This window comes from Methylobacterium sp. 17Sr1-1 (assembly GCF_003173775.1).
Taxonomy (GTDB): Bacteria; Pseudomonadota; Alphaproteobacteria; order Rhizobiales; family Beijerinckiaceae; genus Methylobacterium.
On record NZ_CP029552.1, the window covers coordinates 5,530,171 to 5,544,780 of the forward strand.

A 14,610-nucleotide genomic window follows, 5' to 3' on the forward strand; every position below is an offset into this window, starting at 1 on the left:
AATTCCGGGGAGAGATGCCCACGCGGCGGCCGGTCCAGGGCGACCGGGCTTAAACACGCGCTCGCAGGGGCGATCCGTCACCCTCCGCCCGGATAACCGCACAGGCATGAGCTCGAAGCCCGTCTCCAAAGTGCCCCGCACGAGTCCGGCCCACGCCGTGAAGGGCCGCTACGACACCGAGACCGACGTGCTGTCCGTCCGCTTCACCGATGCCGAGGTAGTAGCGAGCCGGGAGGTCCGGCCGGGCATCGTCGTCGCCTACGACGCGGCCGGCGCGGTCGCGGGGATCGAGGTCCTGGAGGCCTCGGCCGGGCGACTCGCGGCCGACCAGGACCTGCGGCGGCTCGCCGAGGCGGCCTGACCCTTGCGCCGCCGCCCGCACCTCGCCCGGCGGGCCGCGGCCGCCCTTCTGTCCCTCGCCGTCGTCCTCGTGGCGGCGGCCTGGCTCACCGCCCGGCCGGGCGCCCCTGGCCTCTACCCGCCGCCGCCCGGCGAGGCGACGGTCACCGTGCGGGTCGTGGCCGGGGCCTGGCATTCCGGTCTGCTCCTGCCCCGTGAGGATCTCGCCCGGGCGGCAGCCGAGGCCGGCGCCGGGGCGCTGATCGCGGTGACCGAGCGCTTCCAGGCCTATCCGGCGCTGGAGATCGGCTGGGGCGATGCCGGCTTCTACCGCGCCGTCCCGACGATCGACGCCCTCGACTGGCGGCTGGCGCTGAGGGCGCTGTTCACCCCGGGCGGGCGCCCGGCGGTGCTGCACGTGGTCGGGATCGCGGCCGACCCCGCCGCCGTCCCGGGGGCCGGGATCGTGACGGTGCGGCTGTCGCGAGCGGGCTTCCGGCGCCTCGCCGCGGCGCTCGCGCGGTCCTTCACCACGCGCGACGGCCACCCGGTCGAGGCGGGCCCCGGCCTCTACGGCCCGAGCCTGTTCTACGCGGCGGAAGGGCGCTTCAGCCTCGTCACCGTGTGCAACCACTGGAGTGCCGGGCTCCTCAACGACGCGGGTCTCCCGGTCACGCCGCTCCTCGACACCCTGCCGCGGGGCCTCGTCCTCGATCTCACCTGGCGCGCCGGCGCTCACGCGCCCTGAGGACCGGCCGGCGGCGCGACCGGCCGGACGGGGCGCCGGAAGGCGCGGCGCAGCCGCTCGCGCAGCGGCACCCGGCCGCTGCGGGCGAGGTCGCGGCCGCAGGCCCGGGCGGCGTCGCGGTCGAACTGGAAGGCGATCTCAGCGCCCTCGGCGAGCCGGAAGGCGAGGGCCGGCACGCCGGGTGCGACCTCGCCGGCGGTCCAGCCGAGGACCGGGAAGAAGCAGTTCTCGACCCGGGTGCCCGCCGGCACGTCCTGCGCCGCATCCGCCGCGACCGAGGCGGTGGCGAGCAGGGCCAGACCGAGCTCGCCGGCCTCCGCGGGGGTGAGCCGGACCGCGTAGTCCCGCGGCCCGAACGTCACCACGAGCTCGAGCCCGTTCGGCCCGGCGGTCACCACCGAGAAGCGCACGTCGCTCGTGAGCGCGGTGCGCTCGGGCGCGGTCTCGGAATCGCTCATGCGGGGCCGTCGCTCGGGTGCCGGGGATCGCCGGCCGACCGTAGCGTCCGGACCTTCGCCGGGGCAAGTTCTGACGGACTATTGCGGAACGGCGTCGCCGGGCTCGTTCGCCGCCTGCCGGCCGTCCTGACCCTCCCGCTTGATCCCGACCCGCTGGTCCTGCCGCAGGAGCTGGAGATGGTCGGTGGCGATGCGGTCGCCGGCCTTCAGGCCTTTCAGGATCGCCGTGCGGTCGCCGAATTCCTCACCGGTCTCGACCGGAATCATCGCCACCTTGGCCGCGTCGCCGTCGTCGCTCACGCGCCAGACGATGCGCTGGTCGAGCTGCGACGAGAGCGCGACCGTCGGGACCAGCAGGCGCTCCTCCGTGCCGACCTGCACCCGCGTGCGCACGAACTCGCCCGGCAGGTAGCGCTCGTCGGCGTTGGGGAGCCAGGCCCGGACCAGGCGGCGGGCGGTGCGGGGATCGAAGCGGTTGTCGAGCTTGTAGATCGTCGCCTTGCGCTCAGGGCGCCCCTGCGCGTCGAGGGTCCGGATGACGGCGCGGTCCTCCTTCAGGGCGGCGCGCACCGCCTCCGAATCCTCGGCCGAGAGCGCGACCTGCACCTCGATCGGGTCGACCTGGACCACGCTGACGAGCTGGGTCGTGTTCTCGTTGACGTGGTCGCCGAGATTGACGTCGGAGAGGCTGGAGCGGCCGTCGAAGGGGGCGCGGATCACCGCGTATTCGAGGTTGAGCTTCTGGCGCGCGATCGCGGCCTCGGCCTCCTGCACCCGGCTGCGGGCGACCTGGCGGTTGCTCTCGAGCTGCTGGAAGCGCTGCTCGGAGGCGTAGCCCTTGTCGGCCAGGGTCTGGGTGCGGTCGACCTCGGCGTCGGCGAAGGCGAGTTGCGCCACAGCCTGCTCGCGCTGCGCCTCGGCCGTGCGCAACGCCACCTCGAACGGCCGCGGATCGATGCGGAACAGCACCTGGCCCTGCTTGACGTGGCCGCCCGGCTCGAAGGGCCGCTCCACCACCACGCCGGTGACCCGGGGCTGGAGCGCGGCGTCCTTCGGCGAGATCACCGTGCCGGTATACGAGAAGGCGACCGGCACGGTCTCCGGCGTCGCCTTCGCCACCGCGACGTCGAAGTCCGGCGCCTCGGGCCCGCGGGCCTTTTGCGTCTCCTGCGGCGCCACGAGCTGCGCCACCGGGCCGGGCAGGAGGCCGGCGGCGCCCTGGGGCAGCGGATGGCCGAGACCCCACCAGAGGCCGGCCCCGGCCGCGATGCCGGCGAGACCGATGAGGCCGTAGCGAAGCCCTGCGCGCACGATGCCGATCTCCCCGGAAGAATCTCCCCGACGATGACGCAAAGGTCCGGGGCGGGCCCGCGGTTCCCCGCCCGCGACATCGGCGGCCGGGGCATGGGAGACCGGGGCGGCCCGGCCTCCCGCGGGGGAACTCCCTCGGACGCGATCGCGTTGCCCAAGAGCCATTACCTCGCCGCCGCAGGCCCCGCGACCCGTTTCCGGCCGTTTTGGCTCGCGGGGCCTGTGCGGCGCCCGGCGGTCCAGCGGGATCCGGGATGTTCGCCTCCTTCGTCGACCGGCCCGTTCTGGCGGGCGTGATCTCGGTGCTGATCACCCTGATCGGGGCCGTGGCGGGCTTCTCCCTGCCGATCGCCCAGTTCCCCGAGATCGCGCCGCCGATCATCAACATCCAGGCGACCTATCCGGGCGCCACGGCGCAGCAGGCCTACGAGGCGATCGCGATCCCGCTCGAGCAGGAGATCAACGGCGCGCAGGACCTGATCTACATCAACTCGACCAGCAACGCCGACGGCAGCGTCACCCTGGACGCGACCTTCGAGGTCGGCTCCGACCTCAACGCCGCGGCGGCCGACGTGCTGACCCGGGCGCAGCGCGCCGAATCGCGCCTGCCGCAGGCAGTGCGCGACCAGGGGCTGGAGATCGTCAAGTCGTCGCGCCAGCGCCTCGGCAACGTCGTGCTCTACAGCGACGACAACCGCTACGACGAACTCTTCCTGTCGAACTGGGCCGAGACCCAGGTGATCAAGCCCCTGCGCCGGGTCACCGGCATGGGCCGCATCGTCAACTTCTCCAACAAGCGCTACGCGATGCGGATCTGGCTCGATCCGGCGCGGATGGAATCGCTGGGCCTCGGCCCGAGCCAGATCGTCCAGGCGGTCGAGCAGCAGAACGCCCAGATCACCGTCGGCTCGCTCGGCAAGGAGCCGGTGCGCGACGCCCCCGCCTTCGAGCTGCAGATCGTCACCAAGGGCCGCCTGACGGAAGCCAAGGAATTCGCCGACGTGGTGATCCGGGCCAATCCCGACGGCTCGGTGGTGCGCGTCCGCGACGTCGGCCGGGTCGAGCTCGGCTCGGAGCAGTACGGCAGCCGCTCGACCTACGACAACCTGCCCGCCGCCTCGCTCGGCCTGTACCAGAACCCGGAGGCCAACGCCGTCGAGGTGATGAAGGGCGTGCGCGCCACGATGAAGGACCTCGCCAAGCGCTTTCCCCCGGGCCTCAAGTACAGAATCGCCCTCGACCGCACCGAGTTCGTCGACGCCTCGATCCACGAGGTGGTCAAGACCCTGATCGAGGCGATCGTGCTGGTCGTCGTCATCACCTACCTGTTCCTGCAGAACTGGCGCGCGACGCTGATCCCGGCGATCGCGGTGCCGGTGGCGCTGGTCGGCACCTTCGGGCCGATGGCGCTCCTCGGTTTCTCGTTCAACACCCTGAGCCTGCTCGGGCTGGTGCTGGCGGTGGGGCTCGTGGTCGACGACGCGATCATCGTGGTCGAGAACACCGAGCGGCTGATGGAGGAGGGGCAGGCCCCGCGCGAGGCCGCCCGCGAGGCGGTGAACGAGGTCGCGGGCCCGGTCATCGCCACCACCCTGGTGCTCGCCGCCCTGTTCGTGCCGGTGGCCTTCATTCCGGGGCTGACCGGCCAGCTCTACAACCAGTTCGCGCTGACCATCGCGATCTCGGTGCTGATCTCGGCCGTCGTCTCGCTCACCCTGACCCCGGCGCTCTGCGCCCTGCTGCTGAAGCCCCACGACAAGACCGCGCACCGGAGCCGCTGGCGGGCGCCTTTGCGCTGGTTCAACGCCGTCCTCGACCGGGCGACCGGCTTCGCGGTCGGCTCGGCGGGACGGCTGTCGCGCCACCTGATCGCCACCGGCCTCGTCTTCCTCGTCTTCGCCGGGCTCACCGCCTGGATGGTCATGAGCCGCCCGAGCGCCTTCGTGCCGCAGGAGGACCAGGGCTACTTCTTCGCCGACATCGCGATGCCGAAGGGCGCCTCGGTCAGCCGCACCGCCGCGATGGTGGAGGAGGTCGGCAAGGCGGCGATGGCCGAGCCCTCGGTCGCCGGCACGATCGGGGTGGCCGGGCGCGGCATCCTGGCCGACGTCACCGCGCCGTTCTACGGCTTCCAGATCCCGACCCTAAAACCCTGGGACGAGCGCACCGAGACGGTTGCCGACGTGGTCGGGCGCCTGCGCAAGCAGTTCAAGAACCATCCCGACGGGGTCTTGCGCATCGTCGACCCCTCGCCGCTGCCGGGCCTCGGCTCCCGCGGCGGCCTGACGCTCGAACTGCAGGACCGCAGCGGCGAGGGCGGGCTCAAGCTCGCCAAGACCGCCGAGGGCTTCATCGCGCAACTCAAGAAACTGCCCGAGATCGGCGGCGCCACCGCCACCACGAGCTACGGCGTGCCGCAGCTGCGCCTCGACATCGACCGCGCCAAGGCCGAGCAGCTCGGCGTCAGCCTGCAATCCTTGTTCGACGCGCTCGGCACCTATGTCGGCTCGTCCTTCGTCAACCTCTTCAACAAGTTCGGCTTCGTCTACCAGGTCTACGTCCAGAGCGAGTCGCAGGGGCGGCGCACGATCGAGGATCTGTCGCGGCTGACGGTGCCGAACAACCGGGGCGAGGCGGTGCAGATCGGCGCCCTCGTCACGCCGCACTTCGTCAGCGGGCCGACGGCGGTCCTGTCCTACAACACCTACCCGGCGATCGAGATCTCGGTGGATACCGCCGAGTCCGCGAGTTCGGGCGCGGCGATCGCCGCGGTCGAGCGCCTCGCCGACACGGCGCTCCCGACCGACTACGCGGTGGAATGGACGGAGGTCGCGTATCAGGAAAAGATCGCCGGCGGCTGGGCGCCGCTGATCTTCGGGCTCGGCGTGGTGATGATCGTGCTGCTGCTCGCCGGCCAGTACGAGAGCCTGCGGCTGCCTTTCGTGGTGATCCTGGTGACGCCGCTCGCCCTGTTCGGCGCCGTCGGCGCCTTGGCGCTGCGCGACCTGCCCCTCGACATCTTCGGGCAGATCGGCCTCCTGCTGCTGGTGGGGCTGGCGGCCAAGAACGCGATCCTGCTGGTCTCCTTCGCCCGCGACCTGCGGGAGACGGGCGAGGACGCGGTGGCGGCGGCGCAGGACGCGGTGCGGCTGCGGATGCGGCCGATCCTGATGACCTCCTTCGCCTTCATCCTCGGCTCGGTACCGCTCGCCATCGCCACGGGTGCCAGCGCCAACGCCCGGATCTCGATGGGCACGGTGGTGATCGGCGGCCTGCTCGTCGCGACCCTGCTCACCCTGTTCGTCACCCCGGTCTTCTACGTCGCGGCCGAGCGGCTGGTGGCGGGGCGGAAGAAGAAGGGATCCGGTCAGGAGCGATCCGGCGCGCCGCAGCCGGCGGAATAGGCGGTGCGCCGGGCTCCCGGTCAGTCGATCGCGGCGGGCGCGAACATCTGGCGCGCGTACCAGGGCAGGGACAGGACCGCGACCACCTGCTCCCGGCCGTCGAAGATCGGGGCGAGCGTGCCGCCCGAGGCCGCGAAGGACAGGGCCGTCGTCCGGTCGACGCCGGCGGGGCGGCTCAGGACAGGATCGACGCCCTGGTCGACCCGGTAGGTCCGCCGGACCCGCGGATCGGCGGCCGAGAGGTTGAGGGCGGTGGGCTGGGCCCGGACCGGCGTGCCGCGCGCATAGGCGACCCGCAGGCTCAGCCGCTCGCCGCTCTCGGCGGTCACGCTCCAGGCCTCCTCGGCCTGGCCCGCGAGGGTGGTGGCGCTGCCGCGCCGCTCGAGCGTCACGGCCGCCGGCACGCCGACCTTGTAGTAGCCCGGCCCTGACCGGGCATCGGCGAAGGTGCGCACGATCACGAAGCCGGTCTCGTCGCCGCGGCGGGCCGGCACCGCCAGCACGGCGGCCCGCTCCTCGGCCCCCGCCGGCTTGCCGTCCGGTCCCGTCGCCGCGAGCTGCTCGCGGAAGACCACCGAGAGGTTGGCGCCCCGGCCCGGCCCCTGCTGGGCCGGGTTGACGGTCCAGCCGACCGGGAGCAGCGCCTGGGCCTTCTCCTCCGGCACCGCGAGGGCGACGACCATCCGCACCTCCTGCGACCACCCCGCCGGGACGCCCGGCCCCGGATCGGTGGGGGCGGGCTGCGCGAGAGCGGGGCAGGCCAGCATGGCCGCCAGCAGCGACGCGGCGAGCGGCCGCGACAGGGCGTTCCTCGAAGCGTGTTCCATGGCGTTCCTCCCAGGCGGGGCACGCTCACGGGCCGCCGCGCGGCGGCGGCCGGCCCCACGCCGGATCGAGCCTGCCCGATCCGCCCAGAAATCCAAGTCGTCCGAAAAGAGGAGTCATCCGGGGGTTACGCGCCGCCCGCGAAGCGCCCGGCCGTCCGGGCCATCCCGATCGCAGCCGTCGCCCGCCGGGCCCGCCGCGGAGTGCTCCCGGGCCGCGATCCCCGGGCGGGGCCGGCACGGGCCTGTGGACGGCGGTGGAGGGGACTCGCGCCGGAGGCCCCGTTGAGATTTCATTTACGCAGGGCCGGCAGGGTCTTCCACGAGTGCAGCGTAACCCTGTGCGGCCCTGGCGCCCGCCCTCCCAGCCCTCCCGGGCGGGCGGCGGGCCTCGAGGCCGGCACGGGGGATCCGAGGGGTCGATGGCGGGATCTTCGAAGAGTGGTTCCACGCGTCCGGAGACGGAGCGGGGAGCCCTCCGGCCGATGCCGGTCGTGCGGTGGGCCGCGGTGGCGGGCATCGCGCTCGCGGCGGCCAATTGCGCCGGGCCGACACCCAAGAATCTGGCGGTCAGGAGCGGCGGCCGCGAGATCGACCCGAAATACGGCGTCGCCGCGAGCCCGCGGCTCTACGGCGAGAACGACAAGATCCCGAAGGGCGGCGGCCGGCAGATGACCGGCAAGCCCTACGTCGTCGCCGGCCGCACCTACGTGCCGCGCCAGGACGCCCGCGGCTACGTGCGCGAGGGCCTGGCCTCCTGGTACGGCACCGCCTTCCACGGCCGCCAGACCGCCAACGGCGAGATCTTCGACCGCTTCTCGGTCGCGGCGGCGCATCCGACCCTGCCGCTGCCGAGCTACGCCCGGGTCACCAACCTGGCGAACGGCCACTCGATGGTGGTGCGGGTGAACGACCGCGGCCCCTACCACGCCGACCGGCTGATGGACGTGTCGCAGGCGGTGGCCGAGGCCCTCGACTTCCGCCGCCGCGGCACCACGAAGGTCCGGGTCGAGTATGTCGGCAAGGCCTCGGTCGGCGGCAGCGACGACCGCAAGCTGATGGCGACCCTGCGCACCGACGGACAACCCGCCGGCTCGCCGCTGGGCGCCAACATCATGGTGGCGGATGCCGGTGACGACGCGAGACCCTTCGCGTTCCGCCAGCCCGAGCCGGAGCCGGTCCGCCCGATCGTCGAGAGGCCGCGGGTCGTCGCGCCGGTCCAGCTCGCCGAGGCCGAGCCGGAGATCCGCCGCCCGGCCCTGCGCGCCCCCGTCCGCGTGCCGGTCCAGGTCGCCGAGCAAGCGGCCGAGCCAGGGGCCGAGGCGCCCCGCGGGCCGGCCCGGAGGCCCGCGCCCGTCCGCGTCGCCGCCGTCGAGGGCCTGAACCCGGGCCTCGCCGCGCCCCGTGCGGCGCGGTCCGTGGCTCCCGCCCCCGTCGCCCTGGCCCGCCGGCCGGCGCTCCCGAGCCAGGCCCCGAGCCAGGCCATGGCCTTCGCGGCCCATCCGGCGGCGGACCGCGCCTCGCTCGCCCAGGCGATGCAGGCCGCCGCGCACCCGGCCGGGGCCAAGGCCGCGAAGACGACCGTGATCGCGAAGAACGGCCCGCTGCCGATCGCGCCGCCGCTGCGTCTGGCCGGCGCCCAGAAGGGCGACCGGGAGGATGCCAAGGCGACGGGCCACAAGCCCGGCATGCCGCCGCGCTCGAAGGTGGCGGGGATGTATTGAGGGCAGGGGCACCCTTCCGGGTTGATGTCCGTGCTCCCCCACCCGCGACCTCATCCTGAGGTGTCTGGCGATCAAAGATCGCGAACGACGTGAGCCTCGAAGGAGGCCTCCAGAGATCTCAGCGGGATCTGGAGGCCTCCTTCGAGGTCAGTCAATCGTCGATCGACTGACACCTCGGGATGAGGTCGTGGTTGGGATGAGGGGTGAGGACGCGGACGTCGGGCGATCGGCGTCTGCCGTCCCCGCCAGGGTCCACATCCGAAACGGTTCCCATCCCGCACTGCGGCACAGGCGCGGTTGCGCGGGCGCGAGCGGGGCGGCACAGTGCGGCAGGCTCCCGGTTCGGCCGGACGATGAAGCGGTAGGGGTATGCGTGTGATAGCGACCACCGGAGCGGGCAGGGCGCTCGCGCGCCGCGCCGCGGGATTGGCTCTGGCAGCCCTCCTCGGCGCCGCCATGGCGGCCTCCGACGCCCGCGCGCAGGCCTTCCAGACCCTGGCGCCGCACGCGATCCTGATCGACGCCGATACCGGCGCGGTGCTGTTCGAGAAGGGGGCCGACGAGCCGTTCTCGCCTGCCAGCATGGCCAAGCTGATGACCGTCGAGGTGCTCTTCGACGAGATGCGCAAGGGCAAGCTCGGCCCCGACACCGAGTTCACCATCAGCGAGAATGCCTGGCGCCGCGGCGGCGCCGGCGGCGGCGGCTCGTCGATGTTCGCCCAGCTCAACAGCAAGGTGAAGCTGCCCGACCTCCTGCGCGGCATCATCGTGCAGTCGGGCAACGACGCGGCGATCGCGGCGGCCGAGGGCGTCGCCGGCACCGAGGACAACTTTTCCCAGATCATGAACCGGCACGCGAAGGAGATCGGGCTCGAGCGCTCGACCTTCCGCAACGCCACCGGCTACTCCGCCCCCGACCAGAAGGTGACGGCCCGCGACCTCGCCAAGCTCGCCATCCACCTGATCGAGACCTATCCGGAGAACTACAAGCTCTTCGCCGAGCGCGAGTTCACCTGGAACAAGATCCGCCAGCAGAACCGCAACCCGCTGCTCACCCTCGACGTCGGCGCCGACGGGCTGAAGACCGGCTACCTCGAGGAATCCGGCTACGGCCTGACCGGCTCGGCGGTGCAGAACGGCCAGCGCCTAGTCCTGGTGGTGAGCGGCCTCAAGACCGCCCGCGACCGCGCCGCCGAGTCGCGCAAGCTGATCGAGTGGGGGTTCCGCGCCTTCGAGGCGCGCCAGGTCTTCAATGCCGGCGAGACCGTGGTGGAGGCCGAGACCTTCGGGGCCGAGAAGGGCCGGGTGCCCCTCGTCACGAAGAAGCCGGTGCGGCTGATGCTGCCGCGGGGCAACAGCGACCGGCTGGTGGCCCGCGCCACCTACCAGGGCCCGCTGACCGCCCCGGTGGAGGAGGGGCGCGAGGTCGGCCGGCTCAAGGTCACCCGCGGCGAGCAGGTGGTGCTCGACATGCCGCTCTACACCGCCGAGGCCGTGCCCGCCGGCACCATGACCCAGCGCGCCCTCGACGCGGCCATGGAGGTCGGCACCGGCTGGTTCCGCCAGGCCCTCGGCCGGATCACCAGCCGGTCGTGAGCGAGGCGTCCCCGACGGCCGCGACGGTCGACTCCCGACGCCCCGGCTGCTTCATCACCTTCGAGGGCGGCGAGGGCGCCGGCAAGTCGACCCAGATCGCCCGGGCCGCGGCCTGGCTGCGCGCCGACGGCACGGCCAAGACCCACGAGACGGTGACCACCCGAGAGGTGGTGACCACCCGCGAGCCCGGCGGCTCGCCCCGGGCCGAGCGGATCCGCGCCGCGGTGCTGTCCGGCGTCGCCAAGCCCCACGGCCCCTTCGCCGAGGCGCTCCTGTTCGCCGCCGCCCGCCTCGACCACCTCGCGACCCTGATCCGCCCGAGCCTCGCCCGCGGCGCCGTCGTGCTGTGCGACCGCTTCAGCGACTCGACCCGGGCCTACCAGGGCGCCGCCGGCGGGCTCGAGCCCGAGACGCTGTCGGCCCTGGAGCGGGTGGTGGTCGGGACGACCCGGCCGGACCTGACCCTGATCCTCGACCTGCCCCCCGAGATCGGCCTCGCCCGGGCGCGCCAGCGCGGCCGCGCCGCCGCGAGCGGCCCCGACCGGTTCGAGGCCGAGGCCCTTGAGTTCCACGAACGCCTGCGGGCCGCCTTCCTCGCCATCGCCGAGGCCGAGCCGGCGCGCTGCGCGGTCATCGACGCGCAAGGCGCCCCCGACCGCGTCGCGCAGGCGATCCGCGCGGCGATCGCGGCCCGGCTGCCGCATCTCGTCCAGGACCGGTTCGATGCCGCCTGACAAGGGAGACGACGGTCTCGAGCCGGGCGAGATCCCGGGCGTGCCGCGCCCGCGCGAGCGCCAGGACCTCCTCGGCCAGGAGGCGGCCGAGCGGGCTTTTCGCGAGGCGATCGGCGCCGGGCGGCTGCACCATGCCTGGCTCCTCGGCGGGCCGAAGGGCATCGGCAAGGCGACGCTCGCCTTCCGGGTCGCCCGCCACCTGCTCGCCCACGGCGACCGGGCCGGCCTGCCCGACAGCCTCGACCTGCCCCCCGGCCACCCGGTGGCGCGCCAGGTCGCGGGCCTCTCGCATCCCAACCTCGTGCTCCTGCGGCGCCAGAAGGCGCCGGGCGCCAAGACCGTGCCGACCCAGATCGGCGTCGATGCGGCGCGGCGCGCGCTCCACCTCTTCGCCGAGACCTCGGCCGATGCGGGCTACCGGATCTGCATCGTCGACTGCGCCGACGAGTTGAACCTCGCCAGCGCCAACGCGCTCCTGAAGGTGATCGAGGAGCCGCCGCCGCGCTCGCTGTTCCTGATCGTCAGCCACGCCCCCGGACGCCTGCTGCCGACCATCCGCTCGCGCTGCCGGCGCCTAGCCCTCAAGCCGCTCCCGGCGGCTGAGGTGGCGCGGGTGCTGCGCGGCCTCGGGCCGGCCCAGGCCGGGGCCCCGCCGGAGCTGATCGAGCGGGCCGCCGCCTTGAGCGAGGGCTCGGTCGCCCGCGGCCTCGAACTCCTCGACCCCGACGCGATCGGGGTGGTCGACGAGGTCGAGGCCCTGCTCGACCAGGGCGACCGGCCGGACTGGCGCCGGGCCCTGCGGCTCGCCGAGCGGCTCGCCGGCCGCGAGGCCGACGCGCTCTACGCCACCGCCCTCGACACGGTGCAGCGCAGGCTCGCCGCCGAGATCGAGCGCCGCCAGGGCGAGCCGCCGTCCCGCCTCGCGGCCCTCGCCGACGCCGCCGAGCGCGCCGCGAAGGCCGCCCGGGAGGCGCAGGTCTACAACCTCGACCGGCGGCCGGTGGTGCTGTCGCTGTTCGGCGCCTGACGCCGTGCGCCTCTTCCCGCTCTCCGACCTGCACCTGGAGCGCCGGCCGCTCGCCGCCGTGCCGGCCCCGACGCAGCCCTTCGACCTCCTGGTCTGCGCCGGCGACGTCTGGGAGGGCGAGCCGGAGCGGGGGCTCGCCGCGCTCCTCCACCTCGCCGGCGAGCGGCCCGTGGTGCTGGTGCCGGGCAACCACGAGCGTTACGCGCCGTCGGGCGATCCCCGCACCGCCCCGGAGCTGCTGGCGGCGCTGGCGGACGGGGCGGCGGCGGTCAACCGCGCGGCCGGCCGCGAGCAGGTGGCGCTGCTCCAGGACGGCGAGGCGCGCGTGATCGGCGGCGTGCGCTTCGTCGGCGCGACGCTGTGGAGCGACTGGCGCCTCGCCGGGCGCTGGCTCGCGGCGGACGCGCCGGACCGGCCCGCCGACCCGGTCGCGTACGCCGCCGCCCGCATGACCGATCCGGCGACCGGCTCGCGCGAGTACCGGGCGATCCGCCAGGGGGACGGCACGCCCTGGACGCCGCAGGCCGCGATGGCGGCCCACGCGGCCGACCGGGCCGCGGTGACGGCGGCCCTCGCCCGGCCGCATCCGGGCCCGACCGTCGCGGTCACCCACCACCCGCCTCTCCCTGAGGCCGCCGACCGCTACCGCGACGCGCCCGGCGTGCCCTGGTGGGTGCCGGCCTTCTACGCCACGACGCTGCTCGCCGACCTGGCCGACGCCCACCGGCCGGCCCTCTGGATCTCCGGCCACTTCCATGCCGGCCACGACCTCCGGCTCCACGGCACGCGCTGCCTCGCCAACCCGGTCGAGGGCCGGACCTTCGATCCCGGGCTGGTGGCGGAGGTTTCGGCCCGAGGACCTACCGGTCGTACTTGATGTAGGCGAAGCGCGGGTCGCTCGGCGTGCCCTCCAGGGCGCCGCCCTCCAGCCCCGGCTGCCAGCCGACCACCTCCTCGATCTTGCGGGCGAGGGCGAAGTCCTTCTCGGTCAGGCCCTTGGCGGAGTGGGTGGTCAGCCGCACCTCGACCCAGGCGTAGGAGGCGGTGAGGTCCGGGTGGTGCCAGGCCGCCTCGGCGAGGTGGCCGACGGTGTTGATCACCATCAGGGTGCCCTTCCAGCCGTTCGTCCGGTAGGTGCGGGTGATCCAGCCGTCGGCGTGCTGCCAGGCCGGCAGGTCGGCGAGGCGCGCGGCGATCACGTCGGGCTTGAGAACGTCGTCCCTCGGCATGGCGTCCCTCTCCCTTGGAACCCGCCCGACGATAGTACAAGTGACCACGGCAGCGGGTCCGCCCAGGGTGCGGCCTCGCACCTCCGTGCGCAAGCGGTGGACGCCGCCGGTCCCGCCGCCTACCTCTGAGGGGCGACAGGACCGGGAGAACCGGCCGGGTGAACGAGGCCGGGCGCGAGCCGGGCAACAGGGAGAGGCGCCCATGCTCTCACGGCGCGGATTGATGGCGGCGGCCGGGCTGTGGCCGATCGCGCAGCTCCGTCCCGCCGGAGCGCAGACCGCCACCCCGCGGGCTTCCACGGCCTCCAGCCTGAAGGTCGGGCTCCTGCCGTTCGGCACCGTCGCCTGGGAGGCGGCGGTCATCAAGGCGGAAGGGATCGACGCGGCGGAGGGGCTGTCGCTCGAAGGCGTGCGCCTCGCCGGGAGCGACGCCGCCCGCATCGCCTTCCAGGGCGGCCAGGTCGATACCATCGTGTCGGACCTGCTCTGGGCCGCGCGCCTGCGGGCGGAGGGGCGGGCGGTGAAGTTCCTGCCCTATTCCTCCACCGAGGGCGCCCTGATGGTGCCGGGGACCAGCTCCCTCGCCACGGTCGCCGGCCTCGCGGGCAAGCGCCTCGGGGTGGCGGGGGGGCCGCTCGACAAGAACTGGCTGCTCCTGCGGGCGCGGGCCCGCGAGAAGGACGGGCTCGACCTCGAGCGCGAGGCGAAACCCGTCTTCGGCGCGCCGCCGCTCCTGATGCGCAAGCTCGAAGCGGGCGAGCTCGACGCCGCGCTGCTGTACTGGACCTTCTGCGCCCGGCTCGAGGCGCGGGGCTTCCGCCGCCTGATCGGCGCCGACGGCATCGCCGCCTCGTTCGGGGTCGAGGGGCCGATCGCGCTCCTCGGCTACGTCTTCGACGAGGCCCTGCTGCAGCGCGAGCCCCGCACGGTCGCGGGCTTCGCCCGCGCCTCGGCCCGGGCCAAGCAGGCGCTGGCGGCCGGGGAGTCGGCCTGGACGTCCGTTCGCCCGCTGATGGCGGCGGAGGACGAGGCGACCTACGCCACGCTCAAGCGCGCCTTCCTGGAGGGCATCCCGCACCGGAAAGCCGCCGCCGAGCGGGCGGATGCCGAGCGCCTCTACGCGGTGCTGGCGCGGCTCGGCGGCGAGCGCCTGGTGGGCGCGGCCGCGACCCTGCCGGAGGGGCTGTACTGGGACGGCGGGCCGAATGGCTGAGCC

The 14,610-nt window shown here is 74.1% G+C and carries 13 protein-coding genes; 9 read left to right on the top strand and 4 right to left on the bottom strand.

Annotation, left to right across the window (positions count from 1 at the left end):
- Positions 1-106 precede the first annotated feature (106 nt).
- Entirely contained in the window at positions 107-361 is a 255-nt protein-coding gene (locus tag DK412_RS25180) for a DUF2283 domain-containing protein (protein ID WP_245447266.1), read from the top strand.
- A gap of 3 nt (positions 362-364) precedes the next feature.
- Entirely contained in the window at positions 365-1,087 is a 723-nt protein-coding gene (locus DK412_RS25185; RefSeq protein ID WP_109974194.1) for a DUF2459 domain-containing protein, read from the top strand.
- Here DK412_RS25185 and DK412_RS25190 read toward each other — a convergent pair.
- Both DK412_RS25190 and DK412_RS25195 read right to left on the bottom strand, forming a co-directional pair.
- On the bottom strand, positions 1,075-1,545 hold the full coding sequence (locus DK412_RS25190; protein WP_109974195.1) for a hypothetical protein: 471 nt from the start codon (positions 1,543-1,545) through the stop codon (positions 1,075-1,077). The two genes, DK412_RS25185 and DK412_RS25190, sit on opposite strands and share 13 nt — an antisense overlap.
- Before the next feature lie 78 nt (positions 1,546-1,623).
- Positions 1,624-2,856 carry an efflux RND transporter periplasmic adaptor subunit gene (locus DK412_RS25195; RefSeq protein WP_245447268.1) on the bottom strand — a complete coding sequence of 411 codons (1,233 nt, stop codon included), beginning with the start codon at positions 2,854-2,856 and terminating at the stop codon, positions 1,624-1,626.
- Between the two features lie 254 nt (positions 2,857-3,110).
- On the opposite strand from DK412_RS25195, the gene DK412_RS25200 reads away from it, so the two are divergent.
- Entirely contained in the window at positions 3,111-6,260 is a 3,150-nt protein-coding gene (locus DK412_RS25200) for an efflux RND transporter permease subunit (RefSeq protein WP_109974197.1), read from the top strand.
- Between the two features lie 20 nt (positions 6,261-6,280).
- Here DK412_RS25200 and DK412_RS25205 read toward each other — a convergent pair whose 3' ends face one another.
- A complete protein-coding gene (locus tag DK412_RS25205; protein ID WP_109974198.1) occupies positions 6,281-7,087 on the bottom strand; it encodes a hypothetical protein in 807 nt (268 codons plus the stop codon).
- Positions 7,088-7,569: 482 nt separating this feature from the next.
- Between DK412_RS25205 and DK412_RS25210 the strand changes: the two genes are divergently transcribed.
- From DK412_RS25210 to DK412_RS25230, 5 genes are all read left to right on the top strand, one after another.
- Positions 7,570-8,808, top strand: a complete 1,239-nt coding sequence (locus DK412_RS25210) for a septal ring lytic transglycosylase RlpA family protein (RefSeq protein ID WP_245447270.1) — start codon at positions 7,570-7,572, stop codon at positions 8,806-8,808.
- Positions 8,809-9,177: 369 nt separating this feature from the next.
- Entirely contained in the window at positions 9,178-10,404 is a 1,227-nt protein-coding gene (locus tag DK412_RS25215; protein WP_109974200.1) for a D-alanyl-D-alanine carboxypeptidase family protein, read from the top strand.
- Entirely contained in the window at positions 10,401-11,138 is a 738-nt protein-coding gene (tmk, locus tag DK412_RS25220; RefSeq protein ID WP_109974201.1) for a dTMP kinase, read from the top strand. The genes DK412_RS25215 and tmk overlap by 4 nt, the downstream gene beginning before the upstream one ends.
- A complete protein-coding gene (locus DK412_RS25225) occupies positions 11,128-12,165 on the top strand; it encodes a DNA polymerase III subunit delta' (protein WP_109974202.1) in 1,038 nt (345 codons plus the stop codon). The genes tmk and DK412_RS25225 overlap by 11 nt, the downstream gene beginning before the upstream one ends.
- 4 nt (positions 12,166-12,169) lie before the next feature.
- Positions 12,170-13,042 carry a metallophosphoesterase gene (locus DK412_RS25230; protein WP_109974203.1) on the top strand — a complete coding sequence of 291 codons (873 nt, stop codon included), beginning with the start codon at positions 12,170-12,172 and terminating at the stop codon, positions 13,040-13,042.
- Here DK412_RS25230 and DK412_RS25235 read toward each other — a convergent pair.
- The gene (locus DK412_RS25235; protein WP_109974204.1) at positions 13,026-13,394 is read right to left on the bottom strand and encodes a 4a-hydroxytetrahydrobiopterin dehydratase; all 369 of its coding nucleotides are present in this window, start codon (positions 13,392-13,394) and stop codon (positions 13,026-13,028) included. The two genes, DK412_RS25230 and DK412_RS25235, sit on opposite strands and share 17 nt — an antisense overlap.
- A 202-nt stretch (positions 13,395-13,596) precedes the next feature.
- Here DK412_RS25235 and DK412_RS25240 point away from each other — a divergent pair, with 202 nt between their 5' ends.
- Entirely contained in the window at positions 13,597-14,607 is a 1,011-nt protein-coding gene (locus tag DK412_RS25240; RefSeq protein WP_109974205.1) for an ABC transporter substrate-binding protein, read from the top strand.
- The last annotated feature ends 3 nt before the right edge of the window (positions 14,608-14,610 follow it).

Excerpts from the sequence above, each read along its gene's own strand:
- DK412_RS25190 (WP_109974195.1), bottom strand. The coding sequence starts at position 1,545 with ATGAGCGATTCCGAGACCGCGCCCGAGCGCACCGCGCTCACGAGCGAC.
- DK412_RS25235 (WP_109974204.1), bottom strand. The coding sequence starts at position 13,394 with ATGCCGAGGGACGACGTTCTCAAGCCCGACGTGATCGCCGCGCGCCTC.
- DK412_RS25205 (WP_109974198.1), bottom strand. The coding sequence starts at position 7,087 with ATGGAACACGCTTCGAGGAACGCCCTGTCGCGGCCGCTCGCCGCGTCG.
- DK412_RS25215 (WP_109974200.1), top strand. The coding sequence starts at position 9,178 with ATGCGTGTGATAGCGACCACCGGAGCGGGCAGGGCGCTCGCGCGCCGC.
- DK412_RS25210 (WP_245447270.1), top strand. The coding sequence starts at position 7,570 with ATGCCGGTCGTGCGGTGGGCCGCGGTGGCGGGCATCGCGCTCGCGGCG.
- DK412_RS25200 (WP_109974197.1), top strand. The coding sequence starts at position 3,111 with ATGTTCGCCTCCTTCGTCGACCGGCCCGTTCTGGCGGGCGTGATCTCG.
- DK412_RS25240 (WP_109974205.1), top strand. The coding sequence starts at position 13,597 with ATGCTCTCACGGCGCGGATTGATGGCGGCGGCCGGGCTGTGGCCGATC.
- DK412_RS25180 (WP_245447266.1), top strand. The coding sequence starts at position 107 with ATGAGCTCGAAGCCCGTCTCCAAAGTGCCCCGCACGAGTCCGGCCCAC.
- DK412_RS25225 (WP_109974202.1), top strand. The coding sequence starts at position 11,128 with ATGCCGCCTGACAAGGGAGACGACGGTCTCGAGCCGGGCGAGATCCCG.